This is a genomic window from Nocardia terpenica, from assembly GCF_013186535.1.
In the GTDB taxonomy this organism is placed as follows: Bacteria; Actinomycetota; Actinomycetes; order Mycobacteriales; family Mycobacteriaceae; genus Nocardia; species Nocardia terpenica.
Map to the genome: position 1 here is coordinate 1,125,634 of NZ_JABMCZ010000005.1, position 19,355 is coordinate 1,144,988.

General features: G+C 64.7%; 19 protein-coding genes and 1 pseudogene. 10 read left to right on the forward strand and 10 right to left on the reverse strand.

The genetic code is table 11. The features are described from left to right. Nucleotides 1-8 precede the first annotated feature (8 nt). Nucleotides 9-2,219, reverse strand: coding sequence for a penicillin acylase family protein (locus HPY32_RS40900; protein WP_067587122.1), 2,211 nt, complete (start codon nt 2,217-2,219; stop codon nt 9-11). Between the two features lie 518 nt (nt 2,220-2,737). Here HPY32_RS40900 and HPY32_RS40905 point away from each other — a divergent pair. Both HPY32_RS40905 and HPY32_RS40910 read left to right on the forward strand, forming a co-directional pair. Then, nucleotides 2,738-3,748: an MIP/aquaporin family protein gene (locus HPY32_RS40905; protein WP_067587119.1), complete on the forward strand. Its 1,011-nt coding sequence runs from the start codon at nt 2,738-2,740 to the stop codon at nt 3,746-3,748. 26 nt (nt 3,749-3,774) lie between these two features. Next, nucleotides 3,775-4,341: a hypothetical protein gene (locus HPY32_RS40910; RefSeq protein ID WP_156674403.1), complete on the forward strand. Its 567-nt coding sequence runs from the start codon at nt 3,775-3,777 to the stop codon at nt 4,339-4,341. 435 nt (nt 4,342-4,776) lie between these two features. On the opposite strand, the gene HPY32_RS40915 is transcribed toward HPY32_RS40910, so the two are convergent. Both HPY32_RS40915 and HPY32_RS40920 read right to left on the reverse strand, forming a co-directional pair. Continuing rightward, nucleotides 4,777-5,241: a hypothetical protein gene (locus tag HPY32_RS40915; RefSeq protein ID WP_067587113.1), complete on the reverse strand. Its 465-nt coding sequence runs from the start codon at nt 5,239-5,241 to the stop codon at nt 4,777-4,779. A gap of 30 nt (nt 5,242-5,271) precedes the next feature. Beyond that, nucleotides 5,272-5,604 (reverse strand): hypothetical protein, encoded by a 333-nt coding sequence (locus HPY32_RS40920; protein ID WP_197696479.1) that lies wholly within the window; start codon nt 5,602-5,604, stop codon nt 5,272-5,274. A gap of 318 nt (nt 5,605-5,922) precedes the next feature. Here HPY32_RS40920 and HPY32_RS40925 point away from each other — a divergent pair, with 318 nt between their 5' ends. Next, nucleotides 5,923-6,258 (forward strand): GNAT family N-acetyltransferase, encoded by a 336-nt coding sequence (locus HPY32_RS40925; protein ID WP_216676845.1) that lies wholly within the window; start codon nt 5,923-5,925, stop codon nt 6,256-6,258. A 157-nt stretch (nt 6,259-6,415) separates the two neighbouring features. Here HPY32_RS40925 and HPY32_RS40930 read toward each other — a convergent pair whose 3' ends face one another. Continuing rightward, a complete protein-coding gene (locus HPY32_RS40930) occupies nt 6,416-7,009 on the reverse strand; it encodes a TetR/AcrR family transcriptional regulator (protein WP_067587107.1) in 594 nt (197 codons plus the stop codon). Nucleotides 7,010-7,111: 102 nt separating this feature from the next. On the opposite strand from HPY32_RS40930, the gene HPY32_RS40935 reads away from it, so the two are divergent. Further along, nucleotides 7,112-8,104: an aldo/keto reductase gene (locus HPY32_RS40935; protein ID WP_067587104.1), complete on the forward strand. Its 993-nt coding sequence runs from the start codon at nt 7,112-7,114 to the stop codon at nt 8,102-8,104. Nucleotides 8,105-8,152: 48 nt separating this feature from the next. On the opposite strand, the pseudogene HPY32_RS46390 reads toward HPY32_RS40935, so the two are convergent. Both HPY32_RS46390 and HPY32_RS40940 read right to left on the reverse strand, forming a co-directional pair. Then, nucleotides 8,153-8,275: pseudogene (locus HPY32_RS46390) on the reverse strand (LysE family translocator); the annotation flags it as partial. 843 nt (nt 8,276-9,118) lie between these two features. Then, nucleotides 9,119-10,117: a serine/threonine protein phosphatase gene (locus HPY32_RS40940; protein ID WP_067595639.1), complete on the reverse strand. Its 999-nt coding sequence runs from the start codon at nt 10,115-10,117 to the stop codon at nt 9,119-9,121. A 136-nt stretch (nt 10,118-10,253) separates the two neighbouring features. Here HPY32_RS40940 and HPY32_RS40945 point away from each other — a divergent pair, with 136 nt between their 5' ends. Continuing rightward, nucleotides 10,254-10,745: a GNAT family N-acetyltransferase gene (locus HPY32_RS40945; protein ID WP_231951921.1), complete on the forward strand. Its 492-nt coding sequence runs from the start codon at nt 10,254-10,256 to the stop codon at nt 10,743-10,745. 728 nt (nt 10,746-11,473) lie between these two features. On the opposite strand, the gene HPY32_RS40950 is transcribed toward HPY32_RS40945, so the two are convergent. Both HPY32_RS40950 and HPY32_RS40955 read right to left on the reverse strand, forming a co-directional pair. Then, nucleotides 11,474-11,812, reverse strand: coding sequence for a hypothetical protein (locus tag HPY32_RS40950; protein ID WP_067587101.1), 339 nt, complete (start codon nt 11,810-11,812; stop codon nt 11,474-11,476). A 664-nt stretch (nt 11,813-12,476) separates the two neighbouring features. Continuing rightward, nucleotides 12,477-12,899 carry an Hsp20/alpha crystallin family protein gene (locus HPY32_RS40955; protein ID WP_067595637.1) on the reverse strand — a complete coding sequence of 141 codons (423 nt, stop codon included), beginning with the start codon at nt 12,897-12,899 and terminating at the stop codon, nt 12,477-12,479. 143 nt (nt 12,900-13,042) lie between these two features. Here HPY32_RS40955 and HPY32_RS40960 point away from each other — a divergent pair, with 143 nt between their 5' ends. The 4 genes from HPY32_RS40960 (at nt 13,043) to HPY32_RS40975 (ending at nt 15,832) form a co-directional block, all read left to right on the forward strand. Next, entirely contained in the window at nt 13,043-13,408 is a 366-nt protein-coding gene (locus tag HPY32_RS40960) for a MerR family transcriptional regulator (RefSeq protein WP_082871291.1), read from the forward strand. A 44-nt stretch (nt 13,409-13,452) separates the two neighbouring features. Further along, nucleotides 13,453-13,785 (forward strand): sterol carrier protein domain-containing protein, encoded by a 333-nt coding sequence (locus HPY32_RS40965; protein ID WP_067587098.1) that lies wholly within the window; start codon nt 13,453-13,455, stop codon nt 13,783-13,785. A gap of 73 nt (nt 13,786-13,858) precedes the next feature. After that, a complete protein-coding gene (locus HPY32_RS40970) occupies nt 13,859-15,091 on the forward strand; it encodes a glycoside hydrolase family 64 protein (protein WP_067587095.1) in 1,233 nt (410 codons plus the stop codon). Between the two features lie 246 nt (nt 15,092-15,337). Continuing rightward, the gene (locus HPY32_RS40975; protein WP_171983288.1) at nt 15,338-15,832 is read left to right on the forward strand and encodes a DinB family protein; all 495 of its coding nucleotides are present in this window, start codon (nt 15,338-15,340) and stop codon (nt 15,830-15,832) included. A 27-nt stretch (nt 15,833-15,859) separates the two neighbouring features. Here the strand turns inward: HPY32_RS40975 and HPY32_RS40980 are convergent, their stop codons facing one another. Next, a complete protein-coding gene (locus tag HPY32_RS40980; RefSeq protein WP_067587089.1) occupies nt 15,860-16,570 on the reverse strand; it encodes a carbon-nitrogen hydrolase family protein in 711 nt (236 codons plus the stop codon). Nucleotides 16,571-17,129: 559 nt separating this feature from the next. On the opposite strand from HPY32_RS40980, the gene HPY32_RS40985 reads away from it, so the two are divergent. Further along, entirely contained in the window at nt 17,130-17,861 is a 732-nt protein-coding gene (locus HPY32_RS40985; protein ID WP_216676723.1) for a hypothetical protein, read from the forward strand. Between the two features lie 457 nt (nt 17,862-18,318). On the opposite strand, the gene HPY32_RS40990 is transcribed toward HPY32_RS40985, so the two are convergent. Beyond that, nucleotides 18,319-19,335 (reverse strand): DUF418 domain-containing protein, encoded by a 1,017-nt coding sequence (locus tag HPY32_RS40990; RefSeq protein WP_067587083.1) that lies wholly within the window; start codon nt 19,333-19,335, stop codon nt 18,319-18,321. Nucleotides 19,336-19,355 lie beyond the last annotated feature (20 nt).

A 19,355-nucleotide genomic window follows, 5' to 3' on the forward strand; every position in this document is an offset into this window, starting at 1 on the left:
CTCGGGGGTCACATCCCCGGGTGGTAGCTCCGCTCGACGTGGCCGTCGAGGTCGTCGGGGTAGAAATAGACGGGCCGGAGGTTGCCGCTTGCGTAGCGTTCGACCTGGTCGGTGAAGTGCGGCGAGTCGGGATGGCCGCTCTGACCCCCTTCCCGCACCGCCATGGCCCGCAGCCTCGGCCCGAACTCCACGACCGCCACGAAGGTATTGCCGCTGGCGCCGTACAAGCGCTTCGTTGTGCCACCGTTCGGTGTCGGCTGGCGATTCGCTCCGAACGAAGCGAGCGATCCCCATGTCGCGGAGACGAAAGGCACCGGGGCGCTTGGCTTCTCGTCGTCGAATGTCTGGCTGATCGCGTCGTCGAGGCGCTGAAATCGATTGATCTCACCCCAGGGCACCCGCCAGCTGCCGAAGTCCTGCGTGAGCCGCTGCATCGCAGCCTCGAGCGATGCGAGTCGCTGCTCATCGGTGTCGTGCGGCCCTGCGGCCCAGAATATGGCCAGCGACGTCGCCGCCGAATCCGCGCCCCAGCGAGCGTCCCAGCCGCGTAACAGGCCGATCGGGTCGGCGAGCTTCGCCTTGCGCGGATTGTCCTCGGCCAATGCGTCCCACGCGGCGACCAGCCGCGGGATGAGCCCGCTCACCGGTTCCCCATTACCCGCGTCGGGAGCGAAGGCGGGGATGTGGGAATCGAAGGCGGTGTCGCGCAACGTCTGTGGGGTGAAGGTGTGCCGCGCGGTCAGCAACTGCACGGCATGCGGCCCGCGTTCGGTCTCGCCGACCTGGTCGAAATACCGCGGATAATCGGCCGCCGCGGGACTGTCCGGACCGGCGCAGGTCCAGGGCCAGTTGTTCGAGTTGAACACCCAGCCATTTCGCGGATTCACTGCCTGCGGCATGTCCTCGAGACTGTGCAGCCCTTGCCAGTCGGTCGCCGGATCGCTGCCGTCGACGGGCCGCGTGTAGTCGAAGCGATTGTCGCGGATCGGCATGAACTGCGGCATCAGGAAGGCGATGTCGCCCTTCGAGTCCGCGAATATCGTGTTGTTCGAGCTGTTTGCCTTGAACTGTGCCGCCTGAATGTATTCCGCATAGTCCCGTGCCTTGGTGCGCAAGTAGCTTTGCTGCAACGCCTCCACGGGCTTGTTCATGAGCGCGAACGCGATCCACTTGCCGTCCGCCTCGTCCACGATCGGGCCGTGATGCGTGGCGAAGGTAGTGAAGCTGCGCTGGGCCTGTCCGCCGTCCGCCGCGCGATAGGTCACCGTGATCGTCTTGGTCGTCACCGGTCGCAGCTCGCCGCCGTACCGGTAGGAAAGGCCGCCATCCGCCCCCGTCACGATCGTCTCGGCGAATTCGTCCACATTATCGGCGCCGGTCGATGTGTGCATCCAACCCACGTTCGCGTTGAAACCCTGATACAGAAAGAACTGCCCCCAGGTGGCCGCACCGTAGGCATTGAGCCCTTCACCGCTCGTCACCTGCTGTTCCGAGCGGAAGTAGAAGGTGGTGTGCGGGTTGATCAGCAGCAGCGCATGGCCGTCCTGCGTGCGGCTCGGCGCGATCGCGATGCCATTCGAGCCCGAGGGCTCGCGGAGCAGCGGCCCGGGCTCCGCATCGGCCGGTGCCACCTCCCGCTTATCGTAGAAAGCCTGGAGCCGGGTGAGCGACGCCCGCGTAATGTCGCCGCCGATACTGCCTTCCGTGAAGCTCAACGCCATCCACGGCTCGAACCGCGTGATCACGAGCGGACGCACCCCGGGATGCGTCGCCAGGTAATAGTTCAGCCCGTCCGCCCATGCCTCCATCAGCGTGCGTAACCAGGCCGGGCTATTCGGATAGAGCTCGTTCTTCAGCACCTCGGGATCGATGAACAACCGCTGGCGCAGGTCCTGCCAGATCGCACTCTCGCCCTCCGCCTCGGCGAGCCTGCCGAGGCTGGTCAGATAGTTGATCTCGATCCGATCGAAATCATCCTCGGCCTGCGCATAAATCATCCCGAACACCGCATCGGCATCGGTCCCGCCATCGACATGCGCGATCCCCCAGTCGTCGCGGGTGATCGTCACCTGCGCCGCTCGCATCAACCAGCGGGCGAGATCCGGGGTTTGCGCGGGATCGGCGCCCGCGCGCCCGGAGGGCAGGCTCGCCGCGACAACGGCGGCCGCTCCACCCAGGAACCGGCGTCGGCTCAGCCTGTCGTTCTGTGCAAGGTCCATGAGTTGTTCCCCTGATCGGTTGCCCCGCAACGGTATCCGGCTCGGCGGCCGAACGCACGCGATTCCCGCCGTCGACCTGCTGCGGCAGCCGAGCCGACAAGAAGATCCACACCGCCGCGGAAGCCCATCCCGCACAGTGACCGAACGGACACGTGACGGGGGACGACTGGACGGTAGCTCAGTCATCGAGTGGCGCGCCGCACGGGCCGACGTATCGAATTCCGTTCCGAGAGAAGGACATCGGGCGTCGAGCACGATATCGCGTCGGGTAGTCGCGGCCGAGTAACACCGGGCGCGACGCGACACGTTTCGCCGACACGCCATGGGTTCGGGTGAATCTTCTTCGGCTCGGGCGTTGGCGCGCAATGATGTCGGCCAGTCGTGCGGCGAGATCGTCTCGTTGCGCGAAAGCTCGGCCGGTGCCTACGCGGAGGCCCGCACGGGCACTGCCGTCCGCGGAAAGGCACCACCACCGGCTCCACGCTCTGCTCAACGCTTTCAGAAGAGGGATCCCGTAGATGTTCCGCCGCACACCGTCCATGACCACATCGCAGCCGATGCAGGACCGCATGCTGGTCTCAGCAGAGTCGTCCCGGCAGGTGACGATCGTCTGCGAGCGCTCGACCCGCCAGGATGTCCTGGTGCTAGTGGAGGAACGCTCCGAGCATCGACCAGCCCCAGGTCCGGCGGTGGCCGAGGCGCGGTGTGAGTCCGGGCTGTACGCGCAACTGGCCTACCTGTATCGGGTGAAGAAGTGGTCCGTGCGCGGCCTGGTCGGCGTGGTCGTCGCCGCGATGGCGTGGTCCGCGGTCAACGCGCAGCACAGCATCGCACCCGATGGTCCGACCGATCCGCTGTACTGGGCCAGCTACGTGCTGGAAGGCTTCATCGGCACCGTGCTCGTGGTGTTCATGGTCTCCGGTTCGGCCACGGTCCGATGGCCGGTCACCGCGGGCACGACCACGATTCGCTGGACCGGGGTGTTCCTGCTGGTGGGCATGATCGCCGTGAGCACCTCCCCCTATCTTCGGGTCGGTGACTGGTTCGGTGTCGCGGTGCATACCGTCGCACCCCTCATGATCGGCATTGCCCTGTTCGGCCACCACATGATCACCGGCCAGGTCGGCGAAATCATCACTCGCGCCTGCGAACTGCCCGCCGACGATATCTCCGAACACTTGGACACCCTCATCGCCCACTCCTCCACACCGGAGTCGACGCCCGTGGACGGCGATGGCCCACGCCCGAGCGGCGCGGTGTTCATGGCCGAGTTCGAGCGTGAATTCACCACTCGCACAACGGTGCCCGACGCGGTGGGGGAACTGTCGGTGCTCGCACGCGAGGATGCCCCGACGCACGCCGACGCCGGAGTTGAATCGGTTGCGCGCGAGGGGGAAAGGGCCGAGCATGCATCGATCGGTGCGTGCGGTACGGATTTCGAATCGATCACCGGCCCCCAGGACGGGACCGATTCGGAGGGCGCCGACCACCCGAATCGACGCCCGGAAAAGGAAGAACTCCCCCGATGAATCCCCGAGCGATAGCCTCGCTGCCGGTGACGAGGTGGAGGCAACTGCGAAGCGAGACCGCCGATCTCGACGCCGCCCGCAATGCCATGGCGGACATCCGACAAACCACCGACCCGACCGCGGTATCGAACAGACTGCGACACAAGCGAATCCGCTGCCTGACCGCCTTGGCCACGGCCATCACCGGCGCAATGATGTGGTCCGGCTACGCAATCCACCATTCCCTTCCGGGCAACGGCCCCGGCGACCCGGTCTCCTGGGACGGCCCAGCCGTCGCCCTCTGGGCAAGCGCCCTGGTCATCTGCTGCGTCTTCGGCGTAGACGCAGCAATCCGATGGGGCATCGGCCACCTCTGGCGAATCGCCACCGTCGAAACCATAGTCTTCACCTCGGTAGCCACCCTCATAGTCGCCCCCCTAGCCGCACACGGAGATTGGTACAACGCCGCCATAGACGTCACCCCCACCCTCATCGCCGCCGCCGCAGCGGTAGGCGCCTGGGGCATCAGCACGACCTTCCACGCCCTACTGACCGAACTGGACAATTACGCAGGGAGGATACCGCCCGACAACTCGGATCAACCGATCCGGTAACAAAGGATGTTGCGGGATGCCCTGCGGTGCAGCGCATCCCGCAACACTCACTGCGGCGAAGTCGGCTATTCGCTGTGTGAGTAGGAGTTCCAGTGCTCGGGCTCGCGTATGCGGTCGATCCTGATTGCAAATGCCAGATCCGGAATCCAGTCGCAGCACGCTGTCGAGGAGATCATCGGCCACGCCTGTGCCCGCCAGATCGGACAAATCCCACGGCAATCATTCGATGATCTGGACCGAACCCGTTGCAGACCGGCCTTGTAGTCGCGACGTAGTGACAATCACGAGGCGTCGGATGGGCACACCGTCGACGCGCACTGGCCTCACCTGTCCCGTCGCGCCACGAGTGTTGGCGAGATCCGGGAGCCTTTGCCATCTCGTTTCCAACGTTCGCTCATGCCGATGTCAGTGCGTCTTCGGCCCGTTCTCGCGTGATCATGTATCACTGACCGCGGGGGCGAACTTTCGTTCCCAAAGCTCTCGGATCGCTACTGCCGCAAGGATTATCGGCAGTGCCACGATGGGTTTGATGTAGAAGCTCCAGTGGCCGTGGGGCAGTGCGCACCAGATCAGTGCTGCGGCCACGAACGGCACTGTTACGGTGATGATTCCGGCGAGGGGGCGTCGCACTGCCACTGCCTCCACGAGGGCCGCTAGGGCCAGCAGGCAGAATGCGATGAGTGACAGAGGGGCCATGTGGTCGAATCCGTCCGAGGGCAGATAGTCCATGTACCGGCGCGGTAGATCGGTGAGGGGTGTGTAGGCGGTCCAGCCGAAGTCGTTCGGCTGGTCGGCACTGAACCAGGTGATACCTCCGGCCAGCATGACTGCCACGATGAATACCCACCAGAAGACATGGCCTGCGATATGCGCCGTCCGAAATACCTGGTGCCGGGTCATGTGCTGCAATCTACCGCTGAACCAGCCCAGTCACGGCGTCAGGCGGATTCGGTCCGGTGCTGGGAAACGATCGGGTGTGTCGTCGGTCAGCGAATAATACTCGAGGCCGACCAGCTTTCCGTCCCGGACGAACAGGAGGAGGCCGCCGTCGTCGGTCGCGGCCTCCGTTACCGGATTGGGTAGGTTCGCAGCGGCGGGTGCGCTCGGGTCCACCATGAGGTCGATGGTGGGGCAGCCGCAGCGGCACTGCCCGACGACCTTGGCCGTGAGCGCCTGCGCTCGCAGTTCGACAGCGCCCGGGAAGTCGCCCGCCAACATGGCGTGCAGGGCCTCCTGCTCGTTATCGGTCAGCTCTCGTTCCACGTCACAAGTGTGGCGGATGGAGTCCGGACGTCCGGTCCCGAAACCGGCAACCGGGCCGACCTTGTCGGGCAGTTGCCACAACGACCTTGCTCAACCGAGGAGTCCAGAGATCACACGAGCAACGGCCCGAAAGCCCGCGACGGCAGCATGGAGCACACCGGATAAAGCCAGTTCCGACGCCACATCGACGCCGACTTCCACAGCCTCGTGCTTAACGCCAGATAGCCTGCCGCGACGGCGGCGCTTTCGTTCTCGACGCATCAGTCTCACACTCATCCTACGAATGAGCGCCTAGATAGGTTCCGGACGAAGGAGATCCTGGCGTGGGCGACTACCTGGACCACACTCGTCGTACGCCAACGCGGACGTCTGGTCGCCGCATCGCGCGGCAGAACCGAGGGCACCGACTGGCAGATAGGCCGATTCATGGTCGCCCCGGACCTGGCCCGACGCCGGATCGGCTCGCACCTTCTCCGCCTGATGGAGGGCCTTGCGCCACCTCACGTAGAGCAATTCATTCTGTTCACCGGGACCCGCAGTGAGCGCAACATCCGCATGTATCAGAAGGCGGGATACCGACTCGTCCCGCTATCGGTTCCGACCCCGCCGGGTCACATCAATGGCGCGGTCTATCTCACCAAACCCCGGACGTGACAAACCATCCCAATCTCCGAACCGCCGATCGCAAAGGCGGCCTTCGCGATCACCATGGACTGGAGGCGCTAACAGCCGCATGGCGTGGCTCGACCAGCCGTCTCACTCCGGAATGGTTGCACGACATCGTGTTCCAACGCAATCCTCGCAGTACCTATTACCGAAACCCGGAAACCTCAACAGCATCGAACCCCATCCGCAGCAGTTCCGCCAATGCATCAGGCCCGTCGTCGGGGTTCCAGGTGGCGGTCGCGGTATCGGCCACCGCCAGTGCGATATTAGTGATCAGGTCGATCTGGAACCGCGCATAGGGACCGTTCGGAACGCGGTCGGCGAGCCATCGGCGGATCTCGTCCCAGAAGGGTTGGCCTGCGTTGCGCCGTGATTGCGCCAGCGCGGGGGACGATGCCGTTATGCGGTACTTCACGGTGAGCCGATCGCTGTTGCGGCGCGCGAAGTCGATGACCGACTCGGTGAGCGACTCCCAGATCGGTTCACCGGAGGGGCGGGCGGCCAGGATCTCGACCGCTTCCGCGGCCATGGCCGGGTCGGGATCCAGGATCACCGCTTCCTTGCTGCGGAAGTAGTTGAAGAACGTAGCGCGGGAAACCCTTGCGGCAGCGGCGATTTCGTCGACGCTCACCTCGTCGAACGACCGCTCGAGCATCAGCCGAATCGCGGCTTCGCGCAGGGCACGCCAGGTGTCGAGCTTCTTCTGCTGCCTGTGACCGAGAACTGGAGACGCCGACATGCCCCCAGTATAGCTGGACTTTATCTAATATTAGACTTAGTCCAAGTAATGCTATCGTGTCCCGTGGAGACCTGACCTGCCGACCAATCAAGGAGTGCCCCAATGGAATACGTCCGCCTCGGCAAGTCCGGGTTGCGAGTGTCGCGACTCGCGTTGGGCTGCATGAGTTATGGCGCTCCGGATCGTGGGGCGCATGCGTGGACGCTGCCCGAGGACCAGGCCCGCCCGTTCATCCGCCAGGCATTGGAAGCGGGGATCAACTACTTCGACACCGCCAATGTCTACAGCAACGGCAGCAGTGAGGAAATCCTCGGCCGGGCCGTCAAGGACTTCGCCCGGCGCGACGAAGTGGTGCTCGCGACCAAGGTTTCCGGCCCGATGAATACCGGCCCCGTCGCCGGTGGCCTGTCGCGCAAGGAGATTTTCGCCGAACTCGACCAGAGCCTGCGCCGCCTCGATACCGATTACCTCGACCTCTATATCACCCACCGATGGGATCCCGACACCGAGATCGAGGAGACCATGGAAGCCCTGCACGACGCGGTCAAGGCGGGCAAGGTCCGCTATCTCGGCGCCTCCAATGTCCGGGGCTATCAACTCGCCGTCGCCCAGCACGCCGCGGATCTGCACGGCTGGACCCGCTATATCTGCGTTCAGAACCAGTACAACCTCATCACCCGCGAAGACGAACGCGAGGTAATCCCCTTCGCGCTGCGAGAGGGCATCGGCGTCACACCGTGGAGCCCCTTGGCCAGAGGACTGCTCACCCGGGATTGGGGCACCGAAACCGACCGGGCCACAAAAGACGACAATGCCCAATTGATCAACCGAGAATTCCGCACCGGAACCGAGACCGCCGATCGCGCGGTCGCCCAGACCGTAGCCACCATTGCCGACGAGCGCGGGATATCGCGCGCCCAGATCGCGCTCGCCTGGCTCCTCGCCCAACCCGCCGTCACCGCACCGATTGTCGGCGCCACCAAACCACACCATCTCGACGATGCCGTCGCCGCCCTCGAATTAACCCTGACCAGCGACGAACTCGACCGCCTCACCGCACCGTACGTCCCCCACCCCATTCCGTCCTATTACTGATACCTGCGGGCGAATCTGGATCAGCAACCGGTATCGCGGAGGAATCGTTCACTCCTTGCGGCCCGTCACCGCCACAGCAACGCCAAGGCCGATCATCGTGAGCCCGCCGACACCACCAACCAGAGACAACCGCCGCGGGGAGCGACCGAACCAATCCCGTGCCGTCGACGCCGTGCGAACTGCTCGCGTCCACCGGTATTCATCCCGGACCCGACACCCGATTGCCGCCGTGCAGGCGTTCATCGAACCGCTTCTGACCGATTGCCCAACAGGAACATCCGATCGGCGGACGCTCATGAGTGGGTGGTCGGTGGTTGCAGGAGCCACTCCCCCGCCGCCACACCGCGCGTACCAGTCCCGCTCATCGTCCTCCGGTGCGGCCGAACAGGTCTCGATCAGCTCCCCCGACGGCGCGCCTCGCTCGTATCCGGGCGGAATCGCTCCGGGGTAGCGTATGGTCGAGGCATCGAGACCGCCGAGGTCTTGCAAACAAAGGACCCCCAGTTGTCCGATAAATCTCCGCGTAGCACGATGTCCAAGAAGCAGGGAAAATCCATCAAGGAGAAGCGAGCGGAGAAGAAGGCCAAGTCGGCCGCCGCTGAATCCGGTGTTGAAGCCCTGGAGAACAGGAACAGGAAGCGCACGTAGACACAGTCCGGTTCGCGGCCGAGGCTCAACCCCTGTCGAGGTTCGGTTGCGGCTGGACATTTCCAGGATGGGTCATCCTGGATTCCCTATGGTTGAGCGTGGTCTGCCCGCTTGCGGCGTGCAGACCACAGGGTATTTCAGCCGGTGCTGCACACCCACGCTTGCTCGGCCGCGAATGCGTTCCCGCTCTGGGCCTGGCGAGACATAGCGGTTGGCCGCCAACCGATCTCGCGAAACGTCCGCACTGCCGAGGACGAGCGCATCACCCTAGACCGGCATCCCAACTACGTTCCGGCGGCCCACACGGGCTCGGCCACATGGCATCTCAAATATCCGCGGCTGAATGAAGATGACAGGGCGGGCATATCAACCAGGGTATTCGGCATGTATGTCGCCGCCGAACAGTTTCCAGTAGAAGGCATTCATTCTTGCGGCAGCGGGTGCGTGCCGGGTCAGAATTGCAGCCACAACCGGCGGCACGCTGTCCGGGATATGACCGGCAGCGCACCGGAGTACGTACTCATTGCGCGCGAGCGGGCCGCCGCTGGTCGGCATCGTAATTCCGCATACCTCGGTCACCAGCCAGTTGACCAGCCGCATGGCGGCATAATCGGCATCGTGAGTGGTATGGCGTTCGGCGAAGTCGCGCTCGGCGGCCGACAGGTCGAAACGCGGCGAGGTTGCCAGCCCGAAGTCGCTGAGATAGATCCGCTCCCCGTTGGTGCGCATATTGCCGAAGTGCCCGTCCATGTGCAGCAGTTCCCGATCTCGTAGGAACGTCACAATCTGCAACAGCTGCCGCTCGACCGCGGCGGCCTTGCCAATCGGGTTCTCGCGCAGCCAATTCGATATCGGATCTCGGATGTGCTCGCAGAACAGCACGAGGCTCGACGATGCGGCCGCCAGGGCTTCGAGGCGATCGCCTACGGCTGGGCAGCCGTCGTAGGCGGCGACCACTGCGTCCAGATCGGCATGCTCAGCCGCGATCGGAGAGCGGCCGGGCAGAACTCGCCAGTGGTAGAGCATCGGGAATGCCCGAGTCTGTCCGCTCAGAACCCCGTTGGTGACAATGATATTCGCGGCGAGTTCACGCCATGCATTGAAACTCGGGCCGCCAATGCCGTACTGGCAGAACACCGGTAGCCCGAACAGGTTCGAGGTCGACCCGCGGTGTGCGAGCTCTCGATCGGTGAGCGGAATACGTTTGGCGAACACCGATACGCCCTCGACATCGAGAACAGCGGAGCCACCACCCACCCCAACGCCGTTGGGCCGCCCAGCTTCCATGAGCTCGGTGAGCTCGATATCGCTGCGGGAAGCCAACATTCCCGTGAGCTTCTGGTGGTGCCTCCTGGCGGTTGTCATCGCACTATTCTGCCGCAGGTGTTCGGATTGGTTGGAGGACATGGACTTCCAATGCGCGCTGATAGTCGATTATGCAAGCCAGGCCAGAGCGGTCCCCTAAGGTCCAAACCTATGGATGTTGCTTTTCGTCGTGCGGATGATTCCGACGCGGCCGCCATGTCAGAGGTGTGGCTGCGGTCCTTTGCGGCTGCACTACCGACCGTGCGACGGGCACACCGATGACGATGTCCGGAACTGGTTCGCCGAGGTGGTCCTACCGCAGCACGAGGCGTGGGTAGCGGTGGCCGACGATGTGATCGTCGGACTGCTGGCATTAGCCGACGCCGAGCTGGAGCAGCTGTATCTGGAACCGACCTGGCGAGGACGCGGCCTCGGCGACCGATTCATGAGACTTGCAAAACAGCGCAGGCCGAACGGCCTGGGCCTGTGGACCTTCCAGGTCAACCATCCGGCGCGCCGCTTCTATGAGCGCCACGGATTCGTCGAGGTCGACCGGACCGACGGGATGCGCAACGAGGAACGCGAGCCGGACATCCGTTACGTCTGGCGACCTTGCTGGGATAAGGACCAGCCATCTTTGGGCCAACCTCCTTCCCCCTCGACCACGCCGCCGACGCCGCGCGGTTGAATCAATCGTGTTGGCCTGAAGGGTCCTGGAATTCACTCGATCTGGCCGGGCTCAGATCCGATCGTGATGCGCGGCCAATACCTGTCCCGCCCGCGCCCGACTACCGGCGCACGTGCTCGAAATACGCAGTCGCGGAGACTGGTTCGCCTTCGTGAGACTCCCGGTAGGTGTCGCCGCCGATCCAGCCGCACCCAGGCCGTTGATGAGATTGGTGGTTGCGGTGAGACGCGGTGCCGTCGGGGTTGAGCCAACTGAACTGGGACAGCGCGAGTGCCGAATCGCGGTGGCCGACATTCCCAGCGCGAGTGGCTGATTCCGTGTGCCGCGCCCATCCTCGGCACGAATATCATTGAGGCAGTGCAGTTTCGGCTATGTCAGGAAACCTAGTGCCGGGTGTTGCACGAGCTGCTCATGCAGGTTGTCCAGCGCAGTGCGTCATCGAGATCGTGGAGACACATGCGGAGTCGGACTGCTGCTGGTTCCTGCCTCCATATGTGCCCCGCTCCGACCTCGATGATCGGAGCGGGGCCGCGCCTGGAAACCTGTGCACGCCTGTCGAACTGGCCATCGTCGACACCCTTCATAAGGCATCCGATTCGTCCGTGTTGTAGGTCAGCGGCGCGTCCGAGATGGCGGTTCCACCGGCTGGGAGCACGGTGACCGTCATCGCGTCTACCTAGACTTATTGTTCAGCGCCAAGTCGGGCGTACAGGACGCATGACGGTGCTTCACCAGGGTTCCAGCGGGCTGGGTTCAGGCCAGCGCACCACCGGCGAGACATCGGGATCGCTTGCGGCGGTGGGTATGTGGCTCATCCGGAGGAAGCGTTCGGCTGTGTCGGTGATATGTGATCGGAGGCTGTAGTCGTCTTCGAGATCCAGTGGGGTGATCCAGGCTTGGTCGATACGATCGGTGAGTTCGGCGGGGTCGATCGCGGCGCGCGCTGCTTCGGCCGGGGCGCACAGCGCGGTGGTGTCCAGGCCTATATCGCATTCGTGGACGGGAACGTTCTGGTCGGCGCGGTCGAAATCACTGCCCGCCAAGATGGTGGTCCAGGCGTCGGTCACGATGTCCCCTTTCGAATGTCACGATGCAATGAAAGGCCGGGTGGGCCCGCAAGACCCAGGCCATCCGGGCCCACCCGTCGACGGAAGGAATCTGAACAGGACCTTCTGCGATGCTCCCTGCGAGGGGCGGCGAGCCGTGCTCGCCTGTCGATGCCACTACCGTGGCTGGCACGCGCTGGACGGGATGTCCTAACGCACTGGCGCCGGTGTGCAGGTGCCGAAACCCGGGCCGCCGACTCGGACCATCGCGAGAACCTTTCTGCGCGAGAACATTTCATGTGATTCGACAGGCATCACCTCGCTCTCACTCGCCATCGGATCTCGCTCTCACTCACCATCGGATACCGTGGGCCGCCAGCGGCCTTCGGGGGCGGACCGCGCTGGCGGGCCGCCCCCGCGCCCGGTCGGCGCGCGTGGAGTCGGACCGCCCGCCGACGCCGCCATCGCGCGCCCGGCCAAGGCATCCGACGCTCGCGCGCTGGCAGTGACCTCCATCGGTCGCGGGCCTCGCACAAGACCTCCTCGATCTCGGCGAACAACTCCTCGAGGTCCGGATCGAGAGTCAACAGCCGGGGATCCAGGCGCGACAGCTCCTCGGCGGCCTCGCTCGGAGCAGGACCGGTCGCGTGCACCATCACAGGACCCTCCCGTGACGCCGCCCGGGTCAGGCGTTGATCGCCTGGCGTTCGTCGTGGTGGCGGGTGATCTCGATCTTGCGGGGCTTGGCCTTCTCCGCGACCGGGATAACCAGACGCAGGACACCGTCGTGGTAGTCGGCGCGAATGGCGTCGGTGTCGAGATTCTCCCCGAGGAACAACTGGCGACTGAACACCCCGCGGGTGCGTTCCGCGGCGATCATCGCCCGATCCTGATCCAACTGCGGGCGAGACGCGCGCACGGTCACCACATTGCGTTCGATATCCAGGTCCAGGGACTCCGGGTCGATGCCGGGTAGGTCGAGTTCGACGAAGAACTCGTTGCCCTCACGCCAGGCGTCCATCGGCATCACCACCGGCCGAGCCGGCGTGCCGAACACCTGCTGTGTCAAGCGATCCAGGTCCCGGAACGGATCGGTGCGCATCAGCATGGTCGCCACCTCCAACACTCTCCATTCTCGATCGAAGGTACTCAGATAACCTCTGTCATCTGGCTTAGATTTATTTTAGCACTCCACCGAGGAGAGTGCAAGCATCATGCTGAGCTAATCTGGAGGAGCGAGAGAGGAGTCCGATGCTGCCCGACCCACACGACCACCACCCGACCGACCCCGGTCCCGCGCACCGGCCCGGCCCGGGGCAGGCGGTGTACGGGATCTCCGTCGCCGCCGAACTGTCCGGGATGGGCACGCATTCACTGCGCTTGTACGAGCAGCACGGCCTGCTCACCCCGGCCCGCAGTTCGGGGGGCACCCGCCGCTACAGCGACGACGACCTCGCACGGCTCGCACGTATCGCCGCACTGACCGGACAGGGGATCAACCTCGCCGCCATCGCCCGCATCCTCGACCTCGAAGACGACAACACCGCCCTGCGCCACGCCAACGCCGCCCTCACCGCCGAACGCGACCAACTGCGCGAGGACCGCACTGCGCCATAACAGCCTCGGACAGTGCCCTACCGAAGTGGGTTCGGCTGATCGATGTGGACCGGGCGCTGGCCGGACGCCGCTACTCGGCCCCCTTGGATATCGTCCTCGATATCGAGGACCGCTTCTGCCCATGGAACGCGGGACGTTACCGCCTGCAGGCAGACAGTGTGTCGGCTAGTTGCCAGCGCACTCACGCCCCCGCCGACCTACGCCTGACATCGACCGAACTCGGCGCGGCCTATCTGGGAGGCACGACCCTGGCCAGCCTCGCCGCCGCGGGTCTGATCGAGGAACTGCGGACAGGAGTGGTCGCCCACGCCAGCACCGCCTTCCGCCACGACCGCGAACTACACTACCCGGGCGGATGGGCATTTCCCCTGTACTGAATTATGTTGCGGCTTAAGCGATGTGATTTCCCGACGCGTGGGACCATGGGAGTGATCCGGAAGGAGGTGCATTGTGATATCGCGTCGGACACTTCTGCGGGCCTCGGTGTTGTCGGTGCCGGTGCTGGGGGTCGGGGTCGAACGGGTGGTTTCCGCGGCGACACCCGCGACGCTGCCGGTCGATGTGGTGAACAACAGCGGATCGAACACCGTCTACGCGTATGTGACGGGTCAGGCGATCGATAACGGAAATGCCCTGATGCTGTTGGAGGCCGACGGTCGGACCCCCTACTATCCGCCCTCGCCGTCGTCGCAGACGCCGGTGGCGGTCGACTGCGCGATCCCGCTCAACGCCTCGGGTGGCTCGCCCAGGACGATCACGATCCCGCATATCGCCGGTGGGCGAATCTGGTTCTCGATCGGCAGCACGCTGGCGTTCTCGGTCAACCCCGGCCCGGCATTGGTGGAGCCGTCGGTCAGCAATCCGAGTGACCCGAATATCAATGTCCTGTGGGACTTCTGCGAGTTCACCTACGACGCCTCGCAGCTGTACGCGAATATCAGCTTCGTCGACTTCGTCGCACTGCCCATCGGCCTCACACTCGCCACATCCTCAGGCACACAGACCATTGCGGGACTGCCGGGCGACGGCCTGACCACGATATGCTCGGCCCTGGCCACGCAAGCCGCCAGCGACGGCAGCGACTGGGGCAAGTTGATCGTCACCGGCAACGGCCGCAACATCAGGGCGCTGAGCCCGAACCAAGCGATGGCTGGCGGCACGTCATTGTTCTCCGGCTACTTCGACAACTACATCGACCAGGTCTGGTCGAAGTACGCGAGCAGCCAGCTCACCATCGACACGCAATACACGTGGGGCACGGTCACCGGGCAGGTGGTGAACGGACTGCTGACCTTCAACGGAGTCGGCACATTCGCCAAGCCCGCCACCAGAGACGTATTCAGCTGCAGCAGTGGACCGTTCACGACCGGCAACGACGAGATGGGCAATATCAGTGCCCGACTGGCCGCCGCGTTCAACCGCACCACCTTGCTGATCGACAGCAAGCAGCCCGACGGCGAGCACGTCTCCGACTACTACACGGCCGCGCAGACCAATCACTACGCCCGCATCGTCCACGCCACGGCCACCAACGGACTCGGCTACGCCTTCCCCTACGACGACGTACACCCCACCGGCGGCACCGACCTGTCCGGCTCCGTACAGTCCGCCGACCCCGCCAGGCTGACCGTGACGCTCGGCGGGCCCGGCGGTTCGGGTACGCCGGGCAAGCCGAGCGCATAGCCGACCGTCCACCGGCGGGCACTGGCTCGCAGCGGTCACCCGCGCGGACGCGGCGGACTGCGACTTTGCGCGGCGGACTGCGACTTTGGCGGAAGGCTTGCGACGCATGGACCATCATGCCGACCTTGAATGCCGCGCGACACCACTGACCGCACGCGAGCGCACCCTTATAGCCGCTGATCGGGGGTTCTGTGCGGCGAGATCGACTGTGGCACACGATGTCTGATCGACTGTAGTGTTCGCTACGTGGCAGTCGAGTTCTCTCCGGCGAATGAGCGGGACGCCCTCACCGGTTTCCTGGACAAGCAGCGAGATGCGTTGATCAGAAAGGTCCGAGGGGTCAGTGACTTCGACGCACGCCGAGCACCGACGGCCAGCTCGCTGTCCCTGCTCGGGCTACTGAAGCACTCGACGGTGTGGGAGCAGCGGTGGTTTCAAGGCGTCGTCGCTGGACGCCCCCTTCCCGATGGGTGGCCGGAGTGTCGGTCCCAAGTCCCAGATCTGGACTTCCTCGTTGACGAGGCAGATACGGTGGGACAGTGGGTCGCTCGCTACGAGGATGCGGTGGGAGTGTCCCGGCAGATCGTGGCCGCCATGGATCTCGACCACGCCTGCGCACGTACCGATATCGTCGACGGCAACTTGCGCTGGGTGCTGGTTCACCTGATCGAGGAGACCGCCCGGCACGTCGGCCACGCTGACATCATCCGAGAAACTCTCGATGGGAGCCGGGGACTGTAGCCCGGACAGGGCGACATGTCCCCTCTGCTAGACGATTTCGGCAGTGACGATCATCGGTGTCTGTTCGTCGGCTTGGACAAGCAGGGCTCCCCCTGGGCTCCACACAGCGGCACGGCCGCACCCGATGACCGGACCCGCCCGTCCCACGTGATTGGCAAGGACCACGTAAACGTCCGCCCGTGCTGCGATATCGGGATAGATCGACGCACGCTCGGCGACGCCGCCGCCCGTGCCGTACAGGGCGCTGGCCAGATGGACGTCACAACCATCATCGGCGATTCGGCCGACCAGGTCGGGGAAGTGGTTGTCGAAGCAGGTGGCAAGAGAGAAACGCAGACCCCGCAATTCGAACCGGCCATCCTTGTCCGCGGCGGTGAACCATCGCTGCTCCTCGCCGAACAAGTGCTGTTTGTGATAGCAGGTGAGGAGATCGCCGTCGGCGCCGTAGACGTAGGTGGCGATGACCGGGCGACGACCGTCGAGTGCCGGGGCGGCGCAGTTCACCACGGTCGCTATCCCGGTGGTGCGCAACGGATCCAGCCGAGGATCGTCGGCGCGGAGCCACAGACGCTCATCGGCCGCGATAGCGGCCAGCTCGTACCCGGTCACCGCCAACTCCGGGAAAACAATCAGCTCGGCAGAGTCCGCACCCGCCCGCCCAGCAAGCCCGGCCAGTCGACCGATATTCGCCCGAACATCGGCGGGTACGCAAGTAACCTGTGCCGCAGCAACTCTCATGTATCGCAGACTAGCCGCACCAGGTAAACGCACTGTCCCACGCTATGTCCTGGTCGAACAGTTCGTACGGTTGACCCCGATCAAGGTCGAGGCGTTGCGGATCTCCGGAATCGCCCCCGCGCCGTAGAGGTTTCCGTTGATCGTGGGCCAATGGCTGTGGCGCACTGGCCGCTTCGGACACACTGTGGACAGTCGGCGACGGCTACACCCGCCGCGAAGCCCGGAGCGAGGCACTGTCGAAGAACAAGTCCGGCGCCCACATTGTCGACCGGGCCTGCACATCGGGCTACGGGGACTGACCCTCCCATCACTGTTCACCGATTCGTCGGGCATGGACAGTGAAGATGGTTGGGTCGCGCGAGTGTCGGGTTTGACCTCTGGCTTGACCGATTCCTATCGAGGTGGGATGTCGTCCTTGCGATCTGTCGACCCGGCGCTCGCGCGACCGCACGTGCGTCGTGCGCGGGTGGCCGTGACCTCATAGGACCTTGCCGAAGCTCATCACTGTCGTGTCCGTCCAACCCGCTGCGGCGCAGGACGTTTCGACGCGAGGAGGCCGATGAGCAACGCTGGTGACCGAAACGCGATCCTCGGCGGAGTGGATACTCACGCCGACACAGGCGGTTACCACGCTCTGCTGCGATGGCTGGAGTCGTTCGGGACCGTGACACACGTCGGGGTGGAAGGCACCGGTTGCTATGGCGCCGGACTCACCCGCTATCTGCGATCACGTTCGGTTTCGGTGGTAGAGATCAACCGTCCCGATCATCCCGCTCAGGCCACGAAACTCGCGCTGCGCAACATCGGCCGCCGCATCGCGGCACTCACCGACGAGATCGACGCCGTGACAAAGCAATCGACCGCATCGCTGGAAGCGGTCGCACCCACGACGATGGCGTTGTTCGGCGTGTCCACCGACCACGCGGGCCAGCTGTTGGTCACCGCGGGCGGCAACCCGACCGGCTGCGCTCGGAATCCGCGTTCGCAGCACTGTGCGCCGCGAACCCGATCCCGGCCAGCAGCGGCAACCCGCCGTCACCGGTTGAATCCCTTCGGCGACCGTGACGCCAACGCCGCCCTGCCTATGATCGCGGTCGTCCGCATGCGCCACGACCCGGCGACCCACGCCTACGTCGCCAGACACACCACCGACGGCTTGTCCAAACGCGAAATCATCCGCTGCCTCGAGCGCTCCATCGCCCGCCAAGCCTACCGAGCCATCATGACCGATCTAGCCCACCCGCAGACCCCACCGGACAACCATCAGCAAACTGCACGACGCACGCGATAGGCGGCATGAGCGGATGACACGAAGTGTGCTACATAAACGCTGGTCATGGACGAGAGGGAGGCAGGTGGGGCGCGTTCGCATCAACCCGTGACAGGGGGTAATGAGTGAGTCCTTGGGGTCAATGCGGTGCCGACCCACCTATGCCCTGTATTGGCTGGAGTCGTGTCCTTCCCGCTGCGGGTAGGCGCGCCCCTGCTCGGGTCGGTGAACCTGTCCCCGCGCCGTCGCGCGTGCCATGTGCCGTCAAAAAGCTGTGTACCCGGCTGACGACCGACATGCCGCGCGGCGGTGGAAGCCATGCCGCCGCACGAGCAGCCCTGTACCCGACGTCGGTCGGCCTCGCCCGTGTCGGGGATCGAGACCGGCCCCGCTTGCAGGTCGGTTGCGGCGAACAGGATCTCGACGGCCGGGTAGGCCAGGGGGTGTGGATCCGGGAGGGTGGCAATAACTGCCCCGCTCACGACGGGGTGCCCTCCGACGAAAGTGTGGGGGTCGAGCCGATCGGGACCACGGTCAGCCAGGTCGCGCAGCGCCACAGCCACTCGAACGGGCCGTATCGGAATCTGCGAAGCCACAGGGTGCAGAGTACGGACTGGACGGCAACGAACAGTATCGTGAGTCCGAAGGTGATCGCCACGTAGTTCCAGTCGCGGATATCGACGACCACGGCGGCGAAAACCGTTGCGGCGGCGGCCTGTACGAGGAAGTTCGTCAGCGCCATGCGCCCGAGCGGCGACAGTACGGCGACCAGTGGCCGCCTGGCTCTGGTGCGCAATAGCAACAGTAGCCCCGTCACGTATGCGACCGAGGTCGACAACATGGCGAGTTCGTCGATGACTGACCCGAATACCGTTGTGGCGCCATGGTTCAGCACGTTGGTGACCACCGCCAGCGGTGCCGCGATCAGGAAGACCGTCCGAATCTCCGGTCCGCGGCGCGGCAGGTCGGCGTGGATCCCGTAGGCGACAACGGACGCGCCGAGCACCAGCAACGCCATTGATATCGACACCAGTTTCACTGCCGCACCGACTCCGAGACCCTCTCCGGCGAACGGCAGCGAAAACAGCAGCAGCACAACCGCGATCGTGGGCATGGCCGGTCGAGGCAGGTACGACACGGGCAGCAGTACGACCAGGCCCAGTACCGCGTAGATGAACAGTTGCAGGTTGCCGTCGAGCAGGAACAGCTGAAACACCCCGAACGCGATCAACGCGACCAACCGCCGCACCAGCACCAGCCGTGGCCGGGCGGCTCGCTCGGAAGCCCCGTGCAGCACCAGCGCGAAACTGACCCCGAACAGGAACGTGAAGATCGTGACGAAGCGATGCAGGAACAGGTCGTCGTAGATCACCGAAGCCAGTGGCCCCGCCGTCGGATAATGTGTTTTGCCGACAGTCAGTCCGAGATTCACCACGGGCAGCCCCGCGACCGCGAAGCCACGGACCACATCAATATCGACGATCCGTTTCTCCATACCGCAATTCGAGCACGCCG